The organism is Prevotella communis, assembly GCF_022024175.1.
GTDB lineage: Bacteria > Bacteroidota > Bacteroidia > Bacteroidales > Bacteroidaceae > Prevotella > Prevotella communis.
The window spans coordinates 1,182,568-1,201,480 of record NZ_CP091794.1; the positions used below are offsets into that span (position 1 = coordinate 1,182,568).

Here is an 18,913-nt window from a genome sequence, read left to right on the forward strand (position 1 = left end):
TATGTGTTCTTAAAATCTTTATTTCTCCTCTTTAAATTTATCAAGTTTGTTTGTCCAGTATTGTCGCAGGTCGTTCCACTTGTAGTAGAACGGCGTTTCAGTGGCAGCAACAGGCAGTGTTACTTCACGCTCATTGAGCAGTGCCTTCACCAGGATATCGCCATTGCCCTTCTTGGGCTTGTAGAAAATGAGCTGGATATTGCAAGCCATGGGGAAAATCTTATAGTTCTGCCATTTCTTGTCCAGTTCGTTGAGGTCATCGATGCTGGCGTTGCTATTGCCTAGTTCCATCAGACAAGCCAAAGGTAATACGCATACCTCATGACCAAAGCGCATGGTGGCTTGCGGCTTTCCAAGTGCCACGCAGGTGTCGGCTGTCTCGATGATGTTTCTTAGCAGGTTGTACTGACTGAAGGGCATCTTATTGTCCGTCATGGGCGAGTTGGCATAGCGCACATACCAACTGGCATTTGCGATGCACCACTGATCATAACGCTCCTCTTCGGTGAAGAGATAGAGCATGTCTGGGCCATCCTCATGGCTCTGCATGTTGATGACCATCTCGTAGAGGTTGCGCATCAGTGAGCCTTGGCGTATGCTGTCGGCTGCCCATTTCTCGTCGTTAAACAGCACCTTCATCAGTCGCTCTGGGTGCGTCTTGCTGTCGCTGAATTCATTGAGCTTACTCCAGTCTATATGTCTGTTGGCCTCTTTCACCTTACCTTCATGTCCCTGATTAAGATAGTACTGCAGGCTCTCGCTCACGTCGTTGTGGATGCGGGCCGTGGGGTTGGCAGCCATCAGTTCCTCGCACTCGGCCACCATTGACAGGATACAGCGCGTCACCACCGTGCTGCGGGCATCAATAGCCAGATTCTTCGTCAGGAAAATCTCAGGGAAATGCTGTGCTATGCGTTTGCCGATGCCGTGATGCTGACGCTCACCAACGGTAGTCAGGTCGCCCAAACGCTTGTTAGTGGTCTTATTAAATGTCTCCAGCAGTTGCAGCGCTTTCTTGCCTTCGACAGTCAGTTTCCCTTGCTCGTTGGCCTTGCGCAGCGGGCGCAGTACGCGTTCGTAATCGTCCTTACCGATAAGCCAACGGGAGCCGTGACGTCCGTAGTGGGTGAAATAGAAAGGCACATAGCCCTTAGGTGCCTTCGTATAGTTAAAGTCGGGCAACTGGCGGTCGTAGTCCAAATAATTAGAACCTGCCAACCAGGGGTTGACTTTGATTTCTTCACGGGCTGTCTGGGCTGTAATGGTCAAGGTAGAGCCCAACAAAAGGATGGTTAATATTTTTTTCATACGTTTTGATGTTTTAAGTTTTATGGTCGCAAAATTACTAAAAAAATGTCAAAGGTCAAAGTAATTAGTGTATAAAGTTGTATATTTGCACACAAAATGGAAAAATTGAAAAGGTGAAAAGATTATGAAAAAAATATCACTGACTATCATAGCTCTGATGATGCTGACCACAGTTAGCGCTCAGACTACCCAGAAGAATGATACCCTGCAATTTATGACAGCATATCGCCAGTTTGCGGCTTTTGTGGAGAAACAGCCCACGTTTACCAAAACGATGGCCGACTCGCTCATTGCGCGCCAGGACACGCTGATGAAACAGTATCGCCAGATTAAGCCACAGCTCACAGGTAAGCAGGTTGAGGAGTATAACAAGCTAAAAGGTCGCTTTACAAAGAAACTTCTGTCTTATCGTGGTGACCGTTTGGGCGAGGGCCTCGAGGCAACTGGCGACAGTATAGCAAAAGCCACCGGCAGGGTAGGTAGTGCTGTCGGCGGCTTCTTTAAAGGGTTGTTCTCAAAATAATCGATTAGCGTTTTCGCAGCGTCTCAACGATGCGAGCCATCTGATTGGGAATGCGAATCTGTTGTGGACATTTTGACAGGCAGACTTCGCAGTCTTGACAGCGTGATGCCCATTTCTTGTCATCAGGCAGTGCTTTCTTGTATTCGTCAATAAAGGCTTGCTGACGCTTGGCATAGTCGGCTGCTTCCTTGTGTGGTAAAGGCAGCAGGTGAGTGTTTACTGCCTCATTATAAGCTGCAAAGTTGCCTGGGATATCTACGCCATACGGGCAAGGCATGCAATATTCGCAGGCTGTACAAGGGATGGTGGGGATGCCTGACATCTGGTCGGCAATCTCGGCTAGGAGTATGTTTTCCTGTTCGGTGCAGGGATCCAATGGTGAAAAAGTCTTAATATTATCCTCCAAATGGTCCATGCGATTCATGCCACTTAGTGTGGTCAGTATGTTGTTGTGGCTGCCCACCCAGCGGAATGCCCAGCGTGCTGTGCTGTCGTCTGGATGAACGGCTTTCAACTGATCTGTCAACTCCTGTGCCATGCGTCCGAAGGCACCACCACGAAGGGGCTCCATCACCACATTTTGTACCCCTAATTTCTCGCATTTTCCATAGAGATACTCTGCATCTGCATCAGCACGACGCCCACCACGCATAGAGGCGTGACGCCAGTCGAGGAAGTTCATCTGAATCTGCACGAAGTCCCAATGATACTCATCCTGATGATCCAGCAGCCAGTCAAAGTCGCGTACATCGCCATGATAAGAGAAACCAAGATGCTTGATACGGCCTGCCTCACGTTCCTTCAGTAGGAAGTCGAGTATGCCATTGTCAAGAAAGCGTCCTTTTAGTGATTCCATACCGCCACCAATAGCATGCAGCAGGTAGTAGTCGATATGGTCAACCTTCAGGCGTTCCATTGACTGCTCGTACATGGCTTTAGACTCCTCAAATGACCATGTGCGTCGGTTCTGGTTTGACATCTTTGTGGCCACGTAGAACTTCTCCCTGGGATGACGGGCCAGAGCGTTACCGGTGAGTACCTCCGACTGTCCGCCCATATACATTGGTGCTGTGTCGAAATAGTTCACGCCATGCTCTATGGCATAGTCAACCAAGCGGTTTACCTCGTCCTGATTATTAGGCAGGCGCATCATACCAAAGCCCAGTAATGAGATTTGTTCGCCTGAGCCGTGTTGCACGCGATAGGTCATACGGTTCTCCACCGTTGTCTTATCTTTCTCTTTAGCTAGAACATTCAGGGGCTCCATGGCCATCAAGGCCATAGCAGAACCAGCTCCAAAGCCCAGTCGCTTCAGAAATTGCCTGCGATTCATGTCCATTTGTTCTTTCTTAGTCATAAATAATATGGGTGTTTAGTTTTTAGTTGCACGTAAAAGTGTTTGCAAAGATACAAAAAGTCGGTTGGATTGCAAAAGATTTCTTTCTTTTTTTTATTGGTTGACTGCAACAACAAGGTAGAAACTCAATTCGATGAGCAGGAAAAAAGCACCGCAGCAGTCTCCTGTATAGCCACGTAGGCGATGCCATACAAAGCGATAGAGGAAATACATGGTGATGCATGGTATGAAGAGCAGCCACTCCCAAGAGAGTTGAGAGTTGAGAGTTGAGAGTTGAGAGTTGAGCCAGACATAGATGCCTAGGGGAAGCAGTCCCTGCAGGGCAAGAAGCAGACCGGAAACGATACTCATGCGACGATAGATGGTGTGAGCTTTTGAGGTTTCTTCTGTACGCGCATATGGCATCATCTGCGTGAGTTGGGCGCCCAACATTTTTGCGTAGGGGTCAGCAGCCAGTACGGTAAGGGCAGCTATGAGTGGCGTCATACTATAGAGGCAGAGATAGAGTAGGGCGAGATAGAGGATGAGACTCAATACACCATAGGTACCTATGTGGGAGTCCTTCATGATGGTGAGGATACGCTCACGATTGCTGCCACCGCCACCAAAGCCATCAAAGAAATCGGCCAGTCCGTCCTCATGGAGAGCACCAGTTATGAGGATGCGGGCGATGATGGCGAATAGAATTGATAATGGGTAACTGAAAATTGATAGTTGGGGGCCGAAATAGAGGATGGCTGCCATTACACCACTTGTGAGCCAACCTGTGAGTGGCCACCATTCCACCACAGAGTTGTAGCACTGACGAGGAGGCTCGTGGAGACGCCAGAAGGGCAGACGTGTGAAGAAAATGAAGGCTGCCCAGGGACGGTCATACCATCTTGCCCCCAGGGAGGACCTTGGAGAACCGTGGCTGTTAAAAGTATTTTGTGATGTTTGCATTTTGAAAATTGTTCATTTCGTTAATCATACGTACTGCGGAATCCACGATGGGGTAGGCGCAGAGTGCGCCTGTGCCCTCGCCCAGCCGAAGACCGAGGCTTAATAGGGAATTGGCTCCCATGGCGTCAAGCATGCGCTTATGGCCGCTCTCGTCGCCACAGTGGGCGAAAATCATGAAATCCTTTACTTCGGGGCGTAGTTGGATGGCAGCTAGTGCACAGGCCGTCATGATAAAGCCATCAACAAGGATGATCATGCGAAGCTCTGCTGCACGCAACATAGCACCGATAGCAGCCACCATCTCAAAGCCACCGAAGTAGGCTAGAATCGTGGGGATGGGGCTAATGGGCTGAATGGGTTTTATGGGCTGCCCATTAGACCTATTAGACCCATTAGACCCATAAAACCCAGCTATCGCCTTTGAGAGAACCTCGTATTTATGGCGGATACCGTCGTTGTTGAGACCAGAACCAGCCCCAATGCATTCCTCCAACGGGATGTTGCAGAAGAGGTGCATCCAGATACTGGAAGGTGATGTATTGCCGATGCCCATCTCGCCGATACTCAGGATGTTACAGCCTTTTCCTTTGCAGGCGTCAACTAAATCGGCACCCACTTTGATGGCTTGCTGATATTCGGCTTCGCTCATAGCGGGCTCATAGAGGAAATTCTTAGTGCCTCGAGCTATCTTACGATTGAGGATGCCAGGCACCTGCGAAAGATCATAGTCCACGCCTACGTCGACGATGCTAAGGTCGAAACCGTGTTGCCGAGAGAACATGTTGACGCCACCACCTCCATGTGTGAAGTTGATCATCTGTTGCCAAGTGACCTCGCGAGGTGATACACTGACCCCCTCGCGTTCAATGCCGTGGTCCCCGCCTAAAAGAAGGTGACAAGGATGGTTAAGGCGTGGCTCTAGTGTTTGTTGAATCAGGCAAATCTGCAAAGCCAGTTCTTCAAGACGCCCCAAAGAACCTTTCGGCTTGTTCAGATTGTCTATCTTGTGTTGTATCTCGTCTTTAGTTATCATTACTTATTTGATTTTTACCGCTATTCCTGATACCATGAGTATCACCTCGTCGGCTTTTTGGGCAATATATTGGTTCATCCAACCTTGCAGGTCAGTAAACTTGCGCTGCAAGGCATTCTCGCTCACACCGCCAAGTCCTATTTCGTTGGTGACGAAGATGAAGGTGGCTTCTTGACTGGTGAAACGGTCAAACTCGATTTTTGCAGATTCGAGGATTTCATCAACAGAATTGCTGGGCTCATTTTCTTTTGCGAAGAATAGATTGGTGAGCCACAGAGTGACGCAATCAATCAAGACTACGTGACCTGATACATCATGACGACAGAGGAATATTTCTTCTTCAATATTAGTCCATTCGGGGCCGCGTCGTTCCTGATGACGGCGCACGCGTTCGCGAAACTCGTCGTCCCATATATGAGCCGTAGCCATATAGATGGGATTGGGACTCATTTCGAGCGCCATTTTCTCGGCCTGCATGCTCTTCCCGGAGCGCTGCCCACCGGTGATAAGAATCAGTTTTTTCATCGTTGCAAAGATACGATTTATTTGGAAAATGGACAAATGAAAAGCGCTTAAATTGTTAAAGAAGGGTAAAAATGAAGTTGCGAAGCGTTTTTCTTACGAAAAAAGTTGTAACTTTGCAACCGAAAAGCGACTAAAAGCGTGAAAATAGAACAAGTGCTGAGCGCCCTTGAACAGTTCGCGCCCCTGCCGCTGCAGGAAAGTTGGGACAATGCTGGCCTGCAGATTGGATTAACAGAGGCGGAGGTTTCAGGGGCATTATTGTGTCTGGACGTGACTGAAAAAATCGTCGATGAGGCCATCGCCAAAGGATGTAATTTGGTGGTGAGCCATCACCCGTTGCTCTTCCGTGGATTGAAGCAGGTGAGCGATGCGAACGATGTCCAGCGCACAGTACGAAAGGCTATCAGGCACGATGTCTGTGTTATCTCCATGCATACCAATATGGATAATGCAATGGGAGGCGTGAACTTTAAAATCGCTGAGAAACTGGATGCGCGGGTTCATACAGAAACCACGGAGAGCGCAGAAAGCAAGCAACCGATGGTGATAGCAGAACTGCCGGAAGCGATGGAGGCAAGGGCTTTTATCGCGCTGGTGAAGGAGAGATTTGACGTGAAGTGTGCACATTGCAATGAGTTACTGACACGTCCTGTGAAGAAAGTGGCTATCTGTGGTGGCGCAGGCGATTTTATGTTGGATGAGGCTATTGCCAAGGGTGCTGATGCCTTTATCACAGGCGAGATGCATTACCATGTATTCTTTGGTCATGAGCAGGAGATTCAAATCTGCGTCATCGGTCACTATGAGAGTGAGCAGTTTACCTCGGAAATTTTTAAAGAGATTATTCAAAGGGAATGTCCTGGTGTGCGCTGCGAGATAGCAGAGACAATCACGAATCCGATTTTTTATTTTTGACGTGATAACGTAATAACGAGATTACGGAACAACGAAATAACGAGATAACAATATAAATTAATAAGAAAATTATGGCAAAGAAAGATCCTACAGATTTGTCAGTAGAAGAGCGTCTGAAAACCCTCTTCCAGTTGCAGCAGGCCCTGTCGGCTATCGACGAGAAAAAGGCTTTGCGTGGTGAACTTCCCCTCGAGGTTGAGGACTTGGAGGCAGAAATCGAAGGTTTGAATACGCGTATTGAGCGTATTGAGAGTGAGATTGGAGAGTTCGACCGTGCTATTTCTCAGAAAAAAGGTGAGATTGTTGACGCTCAGAACAGTGTTGAGCGTTACAAGCAGCAGCTTAACGAGGTACGTAACAACCGTGAGTACGATACCTTGTCAAAGGAAATTGAGTATCAGAGTTTGGAAATCGAACTTTGTAACAAGAAAATCAATGAGGCTCAGCACCGTATCGCTGAGAAGCAGGAAGAGTTGCAGAGCAACCAGAACATGCTGCAGGAAAAGCAGGGCGACCTGGATCTGAAGAAGAGCGAGCTTGACGAGATTATGGACGAGACGCGCGCAGAGGAGGAGAAACTGAAGGAGAAAGCTCACGAACTGGAGGCAAAGATTGAGCCACGTCTGCTTACCTCTTTCAAGCGTATCCGCAAGAATGCCCGCAATGGTCTGGGTATCGTATACGTGCAGCGTGATGCTTGTGGTGGTTGCTTCAACAAGATTCCGCCCCAGCGTCAGTTGGATATCAAGATGCATAAGAAGGTTATCGTTTGCGAATATTGTGGACGTATTCTGATTGATCCGGAGCTGGCTGGCGTTAAGACTGAAAAGCCTGCTACCGAGGAGAAGAAGACTACACGTCGTCGCGCTACAGGCGCAAGTGTTCGTAAGACTTCTAATTCAAAGAAGGCTACCGATGCCAACGATATGATTTAAGCGGAATTTGTTTATAGTTCTGTATAATGGGGAATATCCTGTAAAAAGGTATATTCCCCTTTTTCGTAGTCCATGCGGCAACAGTAATGCTGTCGGCCGTTGGAAACGATGAGGTAATCTACATGGAGCAGGAAATTATAGACCGTAATCTGATTAAAAACACGTTGCGTGATGGCAATCTCAGGGGCTTTGTACTCAATAATCATCCTTGGACGCAGCTCTTTATTATATAATAAGGTGTCGCAACGCAGTTTCTTGTCACCAATCTTTTGTTCTACTTCGTTAGCCAGCAGCCCCTTGGGATATCCTTTCTGTTCTATCAGAAAATGCACGAAATGCTGGCGTACCCATTCCTCGGGCGTCAGAGACACGTAGCGGCGACGCAGGAAGTCGAAAATCTGACGACGTCCGTTCTGCTCACGCAATTTTATTTCGTATGGAGGTAGGTTTATTTCCATTTATTTTGTACCTTTGCACTGCAAAGATACAAAATATCTGGCAATGAACAATGGCAGAAACTAAAAATGTGAGCTATAGTAGCATTATGAAGGAGTTACGGAGCGGACAATATCGCCCTGTTTACTACCTTATGGGCGAGGAATCGTATTATATTGATAAAATATGCGATTATATTGCTGAGCATGTCCTACAGCCTGAAGAGCGTGATTTTAATCAGACCATCATGTTTGGTTCGGATGTGAATGCGTCGCAGATTGTTGATGCAGCACGTCGCTATCCGATGATGGCCGAGCGACAGGTTGTTATCGTAAAAGAGGCGCAGAATCTGAAGAATACTGATGCGCTTGAGAAATACCTGAAACAGCCTTCAGTAACCACAGTCTTGGTTATCTGTCATAAAAATGGTAAGATAGATGGTCGCAAACGTGAATATGTGAAGGCTATCCAGCAGGCTGGTATCTTGTTTGAGAGTCAGAAAGTGAAGGATCGTGACCTGCCTGCTTTTATCGAAGAATTCGTCAAACAGAAAAATGCCAGCATAGATCCCAAATCTACGCAACTTATCGCTGATGCTATTGGGTCAGATTTAAGCCGCTTGGTGAGTGAACTGGAAAAGGTGCTTCTCGGTTTGCCAGAGGAGAGCAGAAGGATTACTCCCCAGGTTGTGGAAGATAGGATAGGGGTGAGCAAGGATTTTAATGGTTTTGAATTGCGCGATGCTATCGTGAACCGAAATGTGTACAAAGCAAATCAGATAATCAATTATTTTGACAAGAATCCAAAGGCTGGTAGTATCTACTCATTTCTCCCAATGCTTTTTAATTACTTCCAGAATCTAATGATTGCATTTTATTCGCCAAATAAGGGCAGTCAGGAGGAGGTTGCAGCCTGGTTAGAATTGCGATCTTCGTGGGCGGCGAAGGACTATATGACTGGCATGAGAAATTTCACTGCAATGAAAACGATGCAGATAATTTCTAAACTACGCGAGATTGATGCCAAAAGTAAGGGCCTGGATAACCCAAATACCCCTCCAGAAGAACTGATGAAAGAACTTATTTTTTACATTCTGCACTAAAAACGCTATTTTTTAGCCGCTAGAATATCTAGAACAAGCATCCGGGTAGGGTGCTTTTTTGGGCTCTAAATGCCTTAAAATAGGGGATTTACACTGAAATAACTACCCTCATATTTTTAAAATTTTCAGCTTCTTGAACGCTCGTCCAGAATTTTTTAAGCATTTGATTCTTGCGAATTTTTGCCTCTCTCAGATTTACCGTTAACGTTTATTTTGGTTTAAAAACGCGTACTTTACAAGATTAAAATTTTCAAAGTGTAAATATGTAAAGATGATATTTATATTTTAAAATGTAAACTTATGGATTTTAAAATACTAAAACTTTAGGTTTTAAAATTTTAATCTCGGTATTCGATATTATAAATGTATATTTATAATGCTTTATACGTTTAGATATAACATATTATAAATCAAATAGATATGATTTAATTATTAAAGTGTAGTATGCAAATTTAAAGCAATGGGTACAATTCGTGAATTTTTAGTAATCCCTTTGTTCTTAGGCCATATTTATAGGATTTAGACCTTTAAATCTATGAATACAGGACTTGTTGTTATGGCTATATACATGCATAATATTGTAAATACCAATAAATTATAAAGAAATTGTAATATTTTTGTTTATGCTCTTTACATCCTTATACTTTAAGTTTATGAATCTTAATCAAGAAAACTTTCAGTTATTGCTTTGAATTTACAAATATGAAAGTAAATATTTAAACTTTAATATTATAAATTCTTCTTTAAAAAGTTGCATAATCCAATTTTTTGCTTTACCTTTGTAAACTGAAAAGAAAACCGCCTTTTTAGGCTCCAAAATGACTTGATTAGTATATGAAGGATAGAATCAGACAGATCATGGAGGCGCAGCACATGACTCAACAAGTGTTTGCTAGTGCCATCGGAACAACTCCAGCAACCCTAAGTGGTATCTTCAATGATCGTACTCGCCCTACTATTAACATCATTGAGAGTATCAAAAAGAAATTTCCTGACATTAGCCTTGAATGGTTAATGTTTGGTATTGGAGATATGTATCAACAGTCTCCTACCCCCTCAGGAGATCAAGTTGCTTCCACAGATGATGGGGTTTCATCCCCTCAAATTGGTCAAGAGCAAGTCTTGGATTTTGACACAAACAGTTCCGTTATCCCTCAATCTGCCAATTTTAGGCCTCAAATGGGTCATTCTACACCCTCTTATAATAATGGTGTACGAAATACACGGTCAGAAATTGTACATGAAGAGATAAAAATAGTTGACAAGCCTTTACGCCATGTCACAGAGATACGCGTTTATTATGATGATCAAACGTGGGAGAGTTTTGTACCGGCGAAGAAGTAGAAATATGAAGGAAGCGAATGAGATTATCGTATCATTCGTTTCCTTTTTTCTTTTTTTTGTATTACCTTTGCACCCAGAATTATATAATAAGGTGTAAATGAAAAAGTATATCCTAGACTTGACAGTACGGTCTGTGGAGCGTGTCCACGAGCGCTATGTGTTGATAAAGTTAACTCAGCAGGACGCTTTTCCTCCCATGAACCCTGGTCAGTTTGTTGAGGTGCGTGTAGACGGTTCCGCTTCTACTTTCCTGCGCCGTCCTATTTCCATTAATTTTGTAGATAAAGAGAAAAACGAGTTGTGGCTGCTTGTCGCTACTGTTGGTGAAGGCACAAAAACGCTGGCAAAGATGAAGCCTGGTGACAAGCTGAATTGCGTGCTGCCACTGGGTAATGGGTTTACGATTCCCTGCGACCGAATCGTGGGACACAGGATGTTATTGGCTGGTGGCGGCGTTGGCGTGGCTCCTCTTCTTTATCTTGGTAAGTTGCTCAAGGAACAGGGTGTTGATATTACGTTCCTGCTTGGAGCCCGCTCTGTAAAGGATTTGCTGATGCTCTCTGAGTTTGAGAAATATGGTCGCGTATTAGTAACGACAGAAGACGGTTCTATGGGTGAGAAGGGTTTTGTTACCAATCATAGCGTGCTACAGAAGGAATCATTTGATATGATTCAGGTATGTGGTCCTACACCTATGATGAAGGCCGTGGCTCGTTATGCACGTGAAAAGGACATTGAGTGCGAGGTATCCCTGGAGAACCTGATGGCCTGCGGATTAGGCGCCTGCCTGTGCTGTGTGGAGAAAGTTAGAGTCGACGGAGATGCGTCTACCACGGAGGCAACGAATGTGTGTGTATGTAAGGATGGTCCCGTATTTAATATAAAGAGATTGTTATGGCAAGATTAGAAGTAAATATTGGGGCTCTGAAAATGAAGAACCCTGTGATGACTGCCTCTGGTACGTTTGGCTATGGTTTGGAGTTCCAGGATTTTGTAGATCTTAAAGGTATTGGTGGTATCATTGTGAAGGGTACTACACTGAAATCTCGTGAGGGCAATGACTATCCGCGAATGGCAGAGACGCCACAGGGTATGTTGAACTGCGTAGGCCTGCAGAATAAGGGCGTGGATTATTTCTGTGAGCATATTTATCCCCAACTGTTGCCTACGGAGGGCAATTATATTGTGAATGTCAGTGGTTCCTCGCCAGAGGATTATGCAGAGTGTGCTGCTCGTGTGGATGCGCTGGAGCATATTCCTGCTATCGAGTTGAATATCTCGTGTCCTAACGTGAAGGATGGTGGTATGGCCTTTGGTGTGACTTGTGCTGGAGCTGCCAGCGTGGTAAAGGCTGTTCGTAAGGCTTACCATAAGACGCTGATTGTCAAACTATCACCCAATGTGACGGATATTACAGAGATTGCCCGTGCAGTAGAGGCAGAGGGAGCCGACAGCGTGAGCCTTATCAATACGCTGATGGGAATGGCTGTTAACATTGAGAAACGTTGTAAGACACTTTCTATCGGTACAGGTGGACTGAGTGGTCCTTGCGTAAAGCCTGTGGCTCTGCGCATGGTTTATCAGGTGGCTAAGGCAGTGAAAATACCTGTTATTGGTCTTGGTGGTATCAGTACGGCAGAGGATGCCATAGAATTCCTGATGTGTGGTGCTCGTGCTATAGAGATTGGAACTGCTAATTTTCTTGATCCTGCAGTGACAATAAAGGTACGTGATGGTATCAACGATTGGCTTGATAAACACGGTGTTGCCGATGTGAACGATATTGTAGGAGCTATTCAGTAGCTCCTATTTTTTTAGCCAAAGATTATAGACGTTTTCTCTAATATAAAAGAGGTATATGGAGAAAATATCGTAATTTTGCCGCAAATATTCAACTAAAACTAAAAAATATCAATTAAAAAAATGAAACCTAACAAGTTATTTGTGAGCCTTGCATTGTCGACCATGTGCCTGACTGTAAGTGCCCAGCAACTCGCTTTCCCTGGTGCTCAAGGATTTGGCCGTTTTGCTACTGGTGGACGAATGGGAAGTGTGTATCATGTGACAAACCTTAACGATTCTGGTACTGGTTCTCTGCGTGATGCAGTGAGTAAACCAAATAGAATTGTCGTATTTGATGTATCCGGTGTGATACGTATTAATTCACGTCTGGTATTCTCCAAAAACCTTTATGTTGCAGGTCAGACGGCTCCGGGTGAAGGCATTACCGTTTATGGTGATGGTACAAGTTTCTCGGCAGCCGATAATATCATCGTACGTTATATGCGCTTCCGTATGGGTGCTGTAGGCACAAAGGATAAGGATGCAGGTGGTATTGCCAATGGTCAGAACATGATTTTTGATCATTGCTCGTTCTCGTGGGGACAAGATGAGAATTTCTCTATAAACTGGGACAACAAGGGAACGGCTCCGCAGAACATCACGCTGATGAACTCTATTGTTGGTCAGGGCTTGATGACTCACTCTGCTGGTGGTCTGATGCAGGCTGATAATATCACGCTTTATCGTGACTTGCTTGTAGACAACTCTACACGTAACTTCAAGGTGAAGGGTACGAATCAGTATGTCAATAACTTAGTCTATAACTGGAAAAACTATGCCTATAATATGGGCGGTGACTCTCAGGGAACCAGCTATGTAAACATTGAAAACAATCTTTTTATTAATGGACCTGCTGTGGGCGGAGATGCTCTGACCGGAGGAAATAGCGATTTCCATTTCTATGGAAACGATAACTGGCAGGATAAAAATCGAGATGGTGTGTTGAATCCCACGTTGTTTACAGGTACAGGTGGCGGTGACAAGGTGAGTACTCCATATGCTTATCCGGAATTGGAGAAATGGGCTGGCAATGAACTTATAGAAAAGCTGCTGCCGGAGGTAGGCGCTTCATTACCTTACCGCGACTTGGCTGACTGCTATATGGTTGACGAGGTTCTGAGTTTTGGTAAGAAAGGTAAGCTTATCACGAATGAAAATGAGCTGCCTATTGGCGTGCCTACAACATGGTCTTGGTTTAAGGGATCGAAGCCTACTGATACTGATGGTGATGGCATGCCTGATGCATGGGAAGAGGCTAACGGAACAGATAAGGCCAAAAACGATGCTATGACGATTGCAGATAATGGTTATGCCAATATCGAGAACTACATCAACAGCATTACTAAAGACAATCGTCAGTTCTTCCTGCGTGCACCGCTATTGTTGGAACTTTCCTCTGCTACAACAAACAGCCTGACGCTCTCGTGGGCCGATTATAGCGATAATGAAGATGGCTTTATCGTGGAGCTTCAGAAATATGGCGCTTTCGTAGAAGTGGGCCGTACGACTAATTCACAGTTTATCATTCAGAATGTTGGTTTGGAAGCCGGAAAGCCTTATATCGTACGTGTTTGTGCCTACAAGGGTCAAGATAAGTCGAATTATACTGCAGAATTAATCGTAAAGACCAAACCTGAGCAGGTGGACATAGTCGACGTGGAGACCTTTACAGGCACGGGCGATGGTGAATGGTTGATTAATCCGGCAAATGATGAAACCTATACCCTTGATGAGGCTACACCAAAGACCGCTGTCGTAGTGAAGAGTGATGCTAACGTGACGCTGAACGGTACAGGCTATCTCAGTGGTATCGCTTCGCTTAACAAAACAGGTAAGGGAACGCTGACTGTTGCTACAGACCAGCAGTATGAGGGAGCTACAGTACTGCACGACGGTGTTTATGAATTTTCTTCATTGAAGAATGGTGGCGTTGCTAGTGGTTTAGGTATGAGTCAGGAGTTCGCTCAGAACTGGGTGATGGATGGTGGCGTCTATAACTACACGGGGGCAACTACATCAACCAATCGCTCAGCTAAGCTCTACAGTGATACCGAACTGAATATTGCCAATAAATCTGCTGTAGTAACGATGAATGGTAGTATAGAGGGACAAGGTGACCTGATAGTTAACGGTGAGGGAACCATTGCCGTGAATACCAAAGATTTCTTCAAATTCGATGGTAATGTGATGATGAAGGGCGGTATGCTTAAACTTAATAGCAAGGACGTTTCAGATGCAGGTATCGGCTCTGCATCCAAGCTCATCATGGCAGGCGGTGCGTTCAGCAATGTCGGTAAAAACGAGGCTGCCGTGACTTTCAATTTCCCCATTGTGGCAGAGGCTGGAACTACATCGACAATCAATTTTGACAGATGGAATGTTATAAAATGTAATGTGAGTGGAACTGGAACCCTGCAGTGGGGGGTATGCTATTTGCGTGAATATATTGAAGGCAACTGGGATAACTATGCAGGAAAACTGATTATTACGAGTCAAGGCAACTATGGTAATAACCGACAGTTTGCTATTCGCAATGGGGTCGGTATTAAGAATGCTACTGTTTATCTGAAATCTGGGACAGCCATCAATGGTGCCAAGAATCAGTCTACCTATTACCTTGGTGGATTGTCGGGGGATGCAGGGTCATCACTATCAGGCTTTAATGTGAAAGCCAAGGGTGAGGGTACCTGGATTGTCGGTGGCGCTAATACCGACGAAACATTCCGTGGTGTTATTGACGATAAAGATCAGGCAGGATCTCACCCTGGTAAGACAAGTATAGTTAAGGATGGTTCTGGAGACTGGCGACTGACAGGGGCCAACACCTATAGCGGTACGACGAAGGTGGAGGCAGGTACACTGATTGTCAATGGAACGCATAGCGGTAGTGGTGCCATTACCGTGAATAGTGGTGCTACACTGGCTGGTAAGGGAACACTGACAGGTGCTGTCACTATGAATGGTACGCTGATGGTGGGTGATACCCTGGTTACCGATAAGGGCCTGACCTTCAAGGGTGCTCTGAAATTGGGTAGCAATGCCATCCTGCAGCTGAATGATGCCAAGGCAGAGGCGACCTATACCGAGGGTGATCAGGTAAGAGTCTTCACCGGTACGGCAACAGGCACGTTCAAGGAGATTATCCCTGCTACGCCTGGTGAAGGACTGGAATGGGATACCACCAGCCTTTCTACAGGTATCCTGAAGGTCGTTAAATCCAGTGGTACGACAGGTATTAGCGAGGTGAAGAGCAACAACGATTCTCCGAGGTATAACCTGAATGGACAGCCCGTCAAGGGACAGACAAATGGCTTGTTTATTCAGGATGGAAAGATAAGGATTAAGAAATAAGAAATAAGGGCTGGCAATCGCCAGCCCTTAACCAACACAAAAACTAAACTAGACTTAACTAAAGCATATTCGGATTTTCACAAACCCTTATAGCGATTGCAAAGATAAACAAAAAAATCCATTCGACAATGGATTTTTCTGTTTATTTTGCATTTTGAGAGAATATTTCCTAATTTTTATATGCCGATAAGCATAAATAATTGTCTAAAATAACCATTGCTGCCATTGCCTCTACAACAGGGACTGCTCTTGGCAAAACGCATGGATCATGACGTCCTTGAGCTGTAAATGTGGTGGGATTTCCTTCTAAGTCAACAGTGTCTTGAGGGCGGAGTAGGGTAGCCACGGGTTTAAATGCCACGCGGAAATAAATATCCTGTCCGTTGCTGATGCCCCCCTGAATGCCCCCACTGTGGTTGGTGAGCGTGGTCACGGGCGAACCGTGCCCCACAGTGAAGCGGTCGTTTTGTTCTGACCCACGCTGAGTGACGCCGGCAAAGCCTTCACCGTATTCAAAGCCCTTAACGGCATTGATACCCAGCATGGCACTGCCCAACTGAGCGTGAAGCTTATCGAATTCGGGCTCGCCAAGACCTACCGGACAGCCTTTGATAACACAGGTTATGACTCCGCCGATGGTATCGCCCTCAGCCTTCACCTGTTCTATTAATGCTGCCATCTCTTCTGCTTTCTTGGCGTCAGGACAGCGCACGGCATTGGTCTCAGTCTGTGAGAGGTCGTATTGGCGGTAGTCACGCTCCAAGGTGATTGAACCTACTTGAGAGGTATAGGCCTGAATACTGATGCCCAACTGACGAAGGGCCAGTTTGGCCAGTGCTCCACCAACGACACGACTAATGGTGATGCGGGCAGAAGAACGGCCTCCACCACGATGGTCGCGCACACCATATTTGTTATAATAGGTGAAATCGGCATGCGAAGGACGGAACAGCGTACGCAGGTTCTCGTAATCCTGCGAGTGCTGATTCTCATTGCGTACGATGAAGCCTATTGGACATCCTGTGCTCTTGCCTTCAAACACACCACTGAGCAGCTCAACTTTATCTGCCTCCTTTCGTGATGTTGTCAGCTTGCTTTGTCCAGGGCGACGTCTGTTCAACTCACTCTGAATAAAATCCATATCAATGTCGATGCCTGCCGGCATGCCATCAATCACTCCTCCTACGGCGGCACCATGGCTCTCGCCGAAGGTGGTCAGTGTAAATAGTTTCCCAAACGTATTGCCCATAGTTATTGTTATTATCTCGTTATCACGACATTTCGTCTCTTAGTGGTGGCAATGTCCGCAGCCACCGCCGCCGCATTCGTGGTCGTCACCACAGTCACCGCCACAGTCACCACCGCAACTGCCGCAACCACCACATTCATGACTCATCTGTGCAATCAGTTTCTGGATCTCTTCGGCAGTAGCCTCGCGATTCTCAAGAATAGCACCGGTAAACTGCAGGGTTTCGCCTGCCAAAGGGTGGTTGGCATCCAGTGTCACACCGTCTTCCTCTACCTTGGTGACGCGCACCATGAAGTGCTGGCCTTCCTCGTTCTTCATCGTGATGACTGCACCGGGGAAGATGTTGGCGCTGTCAAACTTACCGTCGATAACAAATTCCTCACGGGGAAGTTTGTGAACACCCTCAGCAAAATACTCGCCAAAAGCTTCAGCGGGAGCCAGGGTAAAGTCGAATTTCTCGCCTTTTTGCATGTTGACAATGCGCTGTTCAAAACTGTCGAGAGAGAAACCAAACCCACTGATGAAAGTGAATGGGCGTCCCTGCTCTGTCTGTTCTACCAGGTTCTTTGAACCGTCTTTGTCTATAGAGTAGAGCTGATAACTTACGGAGATGTAATTGTTTTGTTTGTTGTCCATTTTAGTCTATTTATTATTTTCTGCGCAAAGGTACAAATAATTTGTGGAAAAGCGTCCAAAAAACATGAAAAAAGGATGCCAAATTGCATGACATCCTCATCATAAAGTGAATTTCGATTTAGTTCTTCTTATTTCAGACCGCGATTGGTCAGTGTGGTGTTCAGCAGTGTCAGATATTTCTTGTACTGCTTCTCGTCCAGGATGAATCCCATGTAGCGAACATCCTTCTTAACTGCCTGATCAACCAGAGCCTTACGTTCTGTGCTGTGTGCATTAGCAGCCAGCATCATCTCGTTGCAGAATGCAGTGTGAATATCCTGCACAGCTTCCATCTGGTCTGTAGTCAAATCCAAAGTAACAGCCAGCTTACGCATATTGACTGTCATATCGTAGGCCTCTGCACTGTTCAGTGTGCTGTTGTTCTCGTTCTCAGCGAATGACATTGTCATTGTGAACATGGCTACTACCATCAAAACAATCTTCTTCATACTCTTTTTCCTTTCTTTTCTTTACTCGGGACCTTGAGTTTTTTTTGTTATCCTTTTAAATTTTTAATGTTAATGTTTAATTTCTTTCGGTCCCTACCTTACTAATTAATGTGTTGTTATCCTAACGTCATCAGGATTTTGTTCCTTTTGACGATGCAAAGGTACGACGATTTTTTAAACTGACAATGGATTTTTGCCTGTTGTGTGCGATAACAGCCCTTATTTTTGATACAAATCAAAAAGATGAGGGATTATTTGCTGCTTTTTGCCTTGATGATATTTTTTACCACTATATATATAATAGCAAGGGCAACGATGCCTAAAATGACTGCAATGATATAGTGATTATACTGTTTGATGGTGTCTTCAAGCTCATTTTCAGGTACGATGGCATGCAGATACCAACCCAATCCGGCGAGGATGGCGTGCCAGGCACCGGCACCTATTGTGGTATAGAGCAGGAATTTCCAGTAAGTCATGCGTGCCAATCCTGCAGGAATGCTAATCAGATGACGGATGCCTGGCACCAGTCGGCCTGTCAGTGTTGCTGCAACACCGTGGTTGTCAAAGTAGCGTTCGCTCTTCTCCACCTTCTCCTGGTTCAGGAGACATAGTTTGCCCCATTTGCTGTTGGCAAACTTATAGATGACGGGGCGTCCTACGTAGAGTGCCACGAAATAATTGATGGAAGCACCCAGGTCAGCTCCGATAGTTGCGAAGAGCACAACAAGGAAGATATTCAGTTCTCCACTGGCCGAATGATAGGCAGCAGGAGCAACGACGAGTTCTGATGGTACAGGAATAACCGTACTTTCCAGTAGCATGAGTAGCAGTATGGTACCGTAGTTCAGATTTCCGAGTAGGGTGCTTATCCAATTCATATCTTTTATTCTTAATTCTTAATATTCAATATTCAATATTTTGTGGC

18 protein-coding genes are annotated in these 18,913 nt (G+C 45.6%); 8 read left to right on the plus strand and 10 right to left on the minus strand.

Going from position 1 to position 18,913, the window contains the following annotated elements; all coding sequences use genetic code 11:
- Positions 1-18: 18 nt before the first annotated feature.
- Positions 19-1,308 (minus strand): histidine phosphatase family protein, encoded by a 1,290-nt coding sequence (locus L6466_RS04685; RefSeq protein WP_237801909.1) that lies wholly within the window; start codon positions 1,306-1,308, stop codon positions 19-21.
- 124 nt (positions 1,309-1,432) lie between these two features.
- Between L6466_RS04685 and L6466_RS04690 the strand changes: the two genes are divergently transcribed.
- The gene (locus L6466_RS04690; protein WP_143005714.1) at positions 1,433-1,831 is read left to right on the plus strand and encodes a hypothetical protein; all 399 of its coding nucleotides are present in this window, start codon (positions 1,433-1,435) and stop codon (positions 1,829-1,831) included.
- Between the two features lie 4 nt (positions 1,832-1,835).
- Here L6466_RS04690 and L6466_RS04695 read toward each other — a convergent pair whose 3' ends face one another.
- The 4 genes from L6466_RS04695 to cobU all read right to left on the minus strand — a co-directional run bounded on the left by L6466_RS04695 (position 1,836) and on the right by cobU (position 5,688).
- Positions 1,836-3,188 carry an aldo/keto reductase gene (locus L6466_RS04695; protein WP_091852916.1) on the minus strand — a complete coding sequence of 451 codons (1,353 nt, stop codon included), beginning with the start codon at positions 3,186-3,188 and terminating at the stop codon, positions 1,836-1,838.
- 93 nt (positions 3,189-3,281) lie between these two features.
- Positions 3,282-4,130: an adenosylcobinamide-GDP ribazoletransferase gene (locus L6466_RS04700; RefSeq protein WP_091817981.1), complete on the minus strand. Its 849-nt coding sequence runs from the start codon at positions 4,128-4,130 to the stop codon at positions 3,282-3,284.
- Positions 4,105-5,163, minus strand: coding sequence for a nicotinate-nucleotide--dimethylbenzimidazole phosphoribosyltransferase (cobT, locus tag L6466_RS04705; protein ID WP_091852919.1), 1,059 nt, complete (start codon positions 5,161-5,163; stop codon positions 4,105-4,107). Before cobT ends, L6466_RS04700 begins: the two co-directional genes overlap by 26 nt.
- A gap of 3 nt (positions 5,164-5,166) precedes the next feature.
- Positions 5,167-5,688: a bifunctional adenosylcobinamide kinase/adenosylcobinamide-phosphate guanylyltransferase gene (cobU, locus tag L6466_RS04710; RefSeq protein ID WP_091817984.1), complete on the minus strand. Its 522-nt coding sequence runs from the start codon at positions 5,686-5,688 to the stop codon at positions 5,167-5,169.
- A 138-nt stretch (positions 5,689-5,826) separates the two neighbouring features.
- Here cobU and L6466_RS04715 point away from each other — a divergent pair, with 138 nt between their 5' ends.
- A complete protein-coding gene (locus L6466_RS04715) occupies positions 5,827-6,603 on the plus strand; it encodes a Nif3-like dinuclear metal center hexameric protein (RefSeq protein WP_091852922.1) in 777 nt (258 codons plus the stop codon).
- A 71-nt stretch (positions 6,604-6,674) separates the two neighbouring features.
- Positions 6,675-7,538 (plus strand): zinc ribbon domain-containing protein, encoded by an 864-nt coding sequence (locus tag L6466_RS04720; RefSeq protein ID WP_091817988.1) that lies wholly within the window; start codon positions 6,675-6,677, stop codon positions 7,536-7,538.
- Positions 7,539-7,549: 11 nt separating this feature from the next.
- Here the strand turns inward: L6466_RS04720 and L6466_RS04725 are convergent, their stop codons facing one another.
- Positions 7,550-7,996, minus strand: a complete 447-nt coding sequence (locus L6466_RS04725) for a type I restriction enzyme HsdR N-terminal domain-containing protein (protein ID WP_091817990.1) — start codon at positions 7,994-7,996, stop codon at positions 7,550-7,552.
- Positions 7,997-8,046: 50 nt separating this feature from the next.
- Between L6466_RS04725 and holA the strand changes: the two genes are divergently transcribed.
- From holA to L6466_RS04750, 5 genes are all read left to right on the plus strand, one after another.
- Entirely contained in the window at positions 8,047-9,075 is a 1,029-nt protein-coding gene (gene holA / locus L6466_RS04730; protein ID WP_091852928.1) for a DNA polymerase III subunit delta, read from the plus strand.
- A gap of 834 nt (positions 9,076-9,909) precedes the next feature.
- Positions 9,910-10,419 (plus strand): helix-turn-helix domain-containing protein, encoded by a 510-nt coding sequence (locus L6466_RS04735; RefSeq protein WP_237801908.1) that lies wholly within the window; start codon positions 9,910-9,912, stop codon positions 10,417-10,419.
- Between the two features lie 97 nt (positions 10,420-10,516).
- Complete coding sequence (locus L6466_RS04740) at positions 10,517-11,326, plus strand: dihydroorotate dehydrogenase electron transfer subunit (RefSeq protein ID WP_237793167.1); 810 nt, start codon at positions 10,517-10,519, stop codon at positions 11,324-11,326.
- The gene (locus L6466_RS04745; RefSeq protein ID WP_091852932.1) at positions 11,314-12,222 is read left to right on the plus strand and encodes a dihydroorotate dehydrogenase; all 909 of its coding nucleotides are present in this window, start codon (positions 11,314-11,316) and stop codon (positions 12,220-12,222) included. The genes L6466_RS04740 and L6466_RS04745 overlap by 13 nt, the downstream gene beginning before the upstream one ends.
- Before the next feature lie 120 nt (positions 12,223-12,342).
- The gene (locus tag L6466_RS04750) at positions 12,343-15,612 is read left to right on the plus strand and encodes an autotransporter-associated beta strand repeat-containing protein (protein WP_237801907.1); all 3,270 of its coding nucleotides are present in this window, start codon (positions 12,343-12,345) and stop codon (positions 15,610-15,612) included.
- Positions 15,613-15,781: 169 nt separating this feature from the next.
- Here the strand turns inward: L6466_RS04750 and aroC are convergent, their stop codons facing one another.
- The 4 genes from aroC to L6466_RS04770 form a co-directional block, all read right to left on the minus strand.
- Positions 15,782-16,861 carry a chorismate synthase gene (gene aroC, locus L6466_RS04755; protein WP_091818001.1) on the minus strand — a complete coding sequence of 360 codons (1,080 nt, stop codon included), beginning with the start codon at positions 16,859-16,861 and terminating at the stop codon, positions 15,782-15,784.
- A gap of 39 nt (positions 16,862-16,900) precedes the next feature.
- A complete protein-coding gene (locus L6466_RS04760; RefSeq protein WP_091852935.1) occupies positions 16,901-17,497 on the minus strand; it encodes an FKBP-type peptidyl-prolyl cis-trans isomerase in 597 nt (198 codons plus the stop codon).
- Positions 17,498-17,625: 128 nt separating this feature from the next.
- Positions 17,626-17,985 (minus strand): hypothetical protein, encoded by a 360-nt coding sequence (locus L6466_RS04765; RefSeq protein ID WP_237801906.1) that lies wholly within the window; start codon positions 17,983-17,985, stop codon positions 17,626-17,628.
- Positions 17,986-18,236: 251 nt separating this feature from the next.
- Positions 18,237-18,866, minus strand: coding sequence for a DedA family protein (locus L6466_RS04770; protein WP_237793164.1), 630 nt, complete (start codon positions 18,864-18,866; stop codon positions 18,237-18,239).
- Positions 18,867-18,913: the final 47 nt, after the last annotated feature.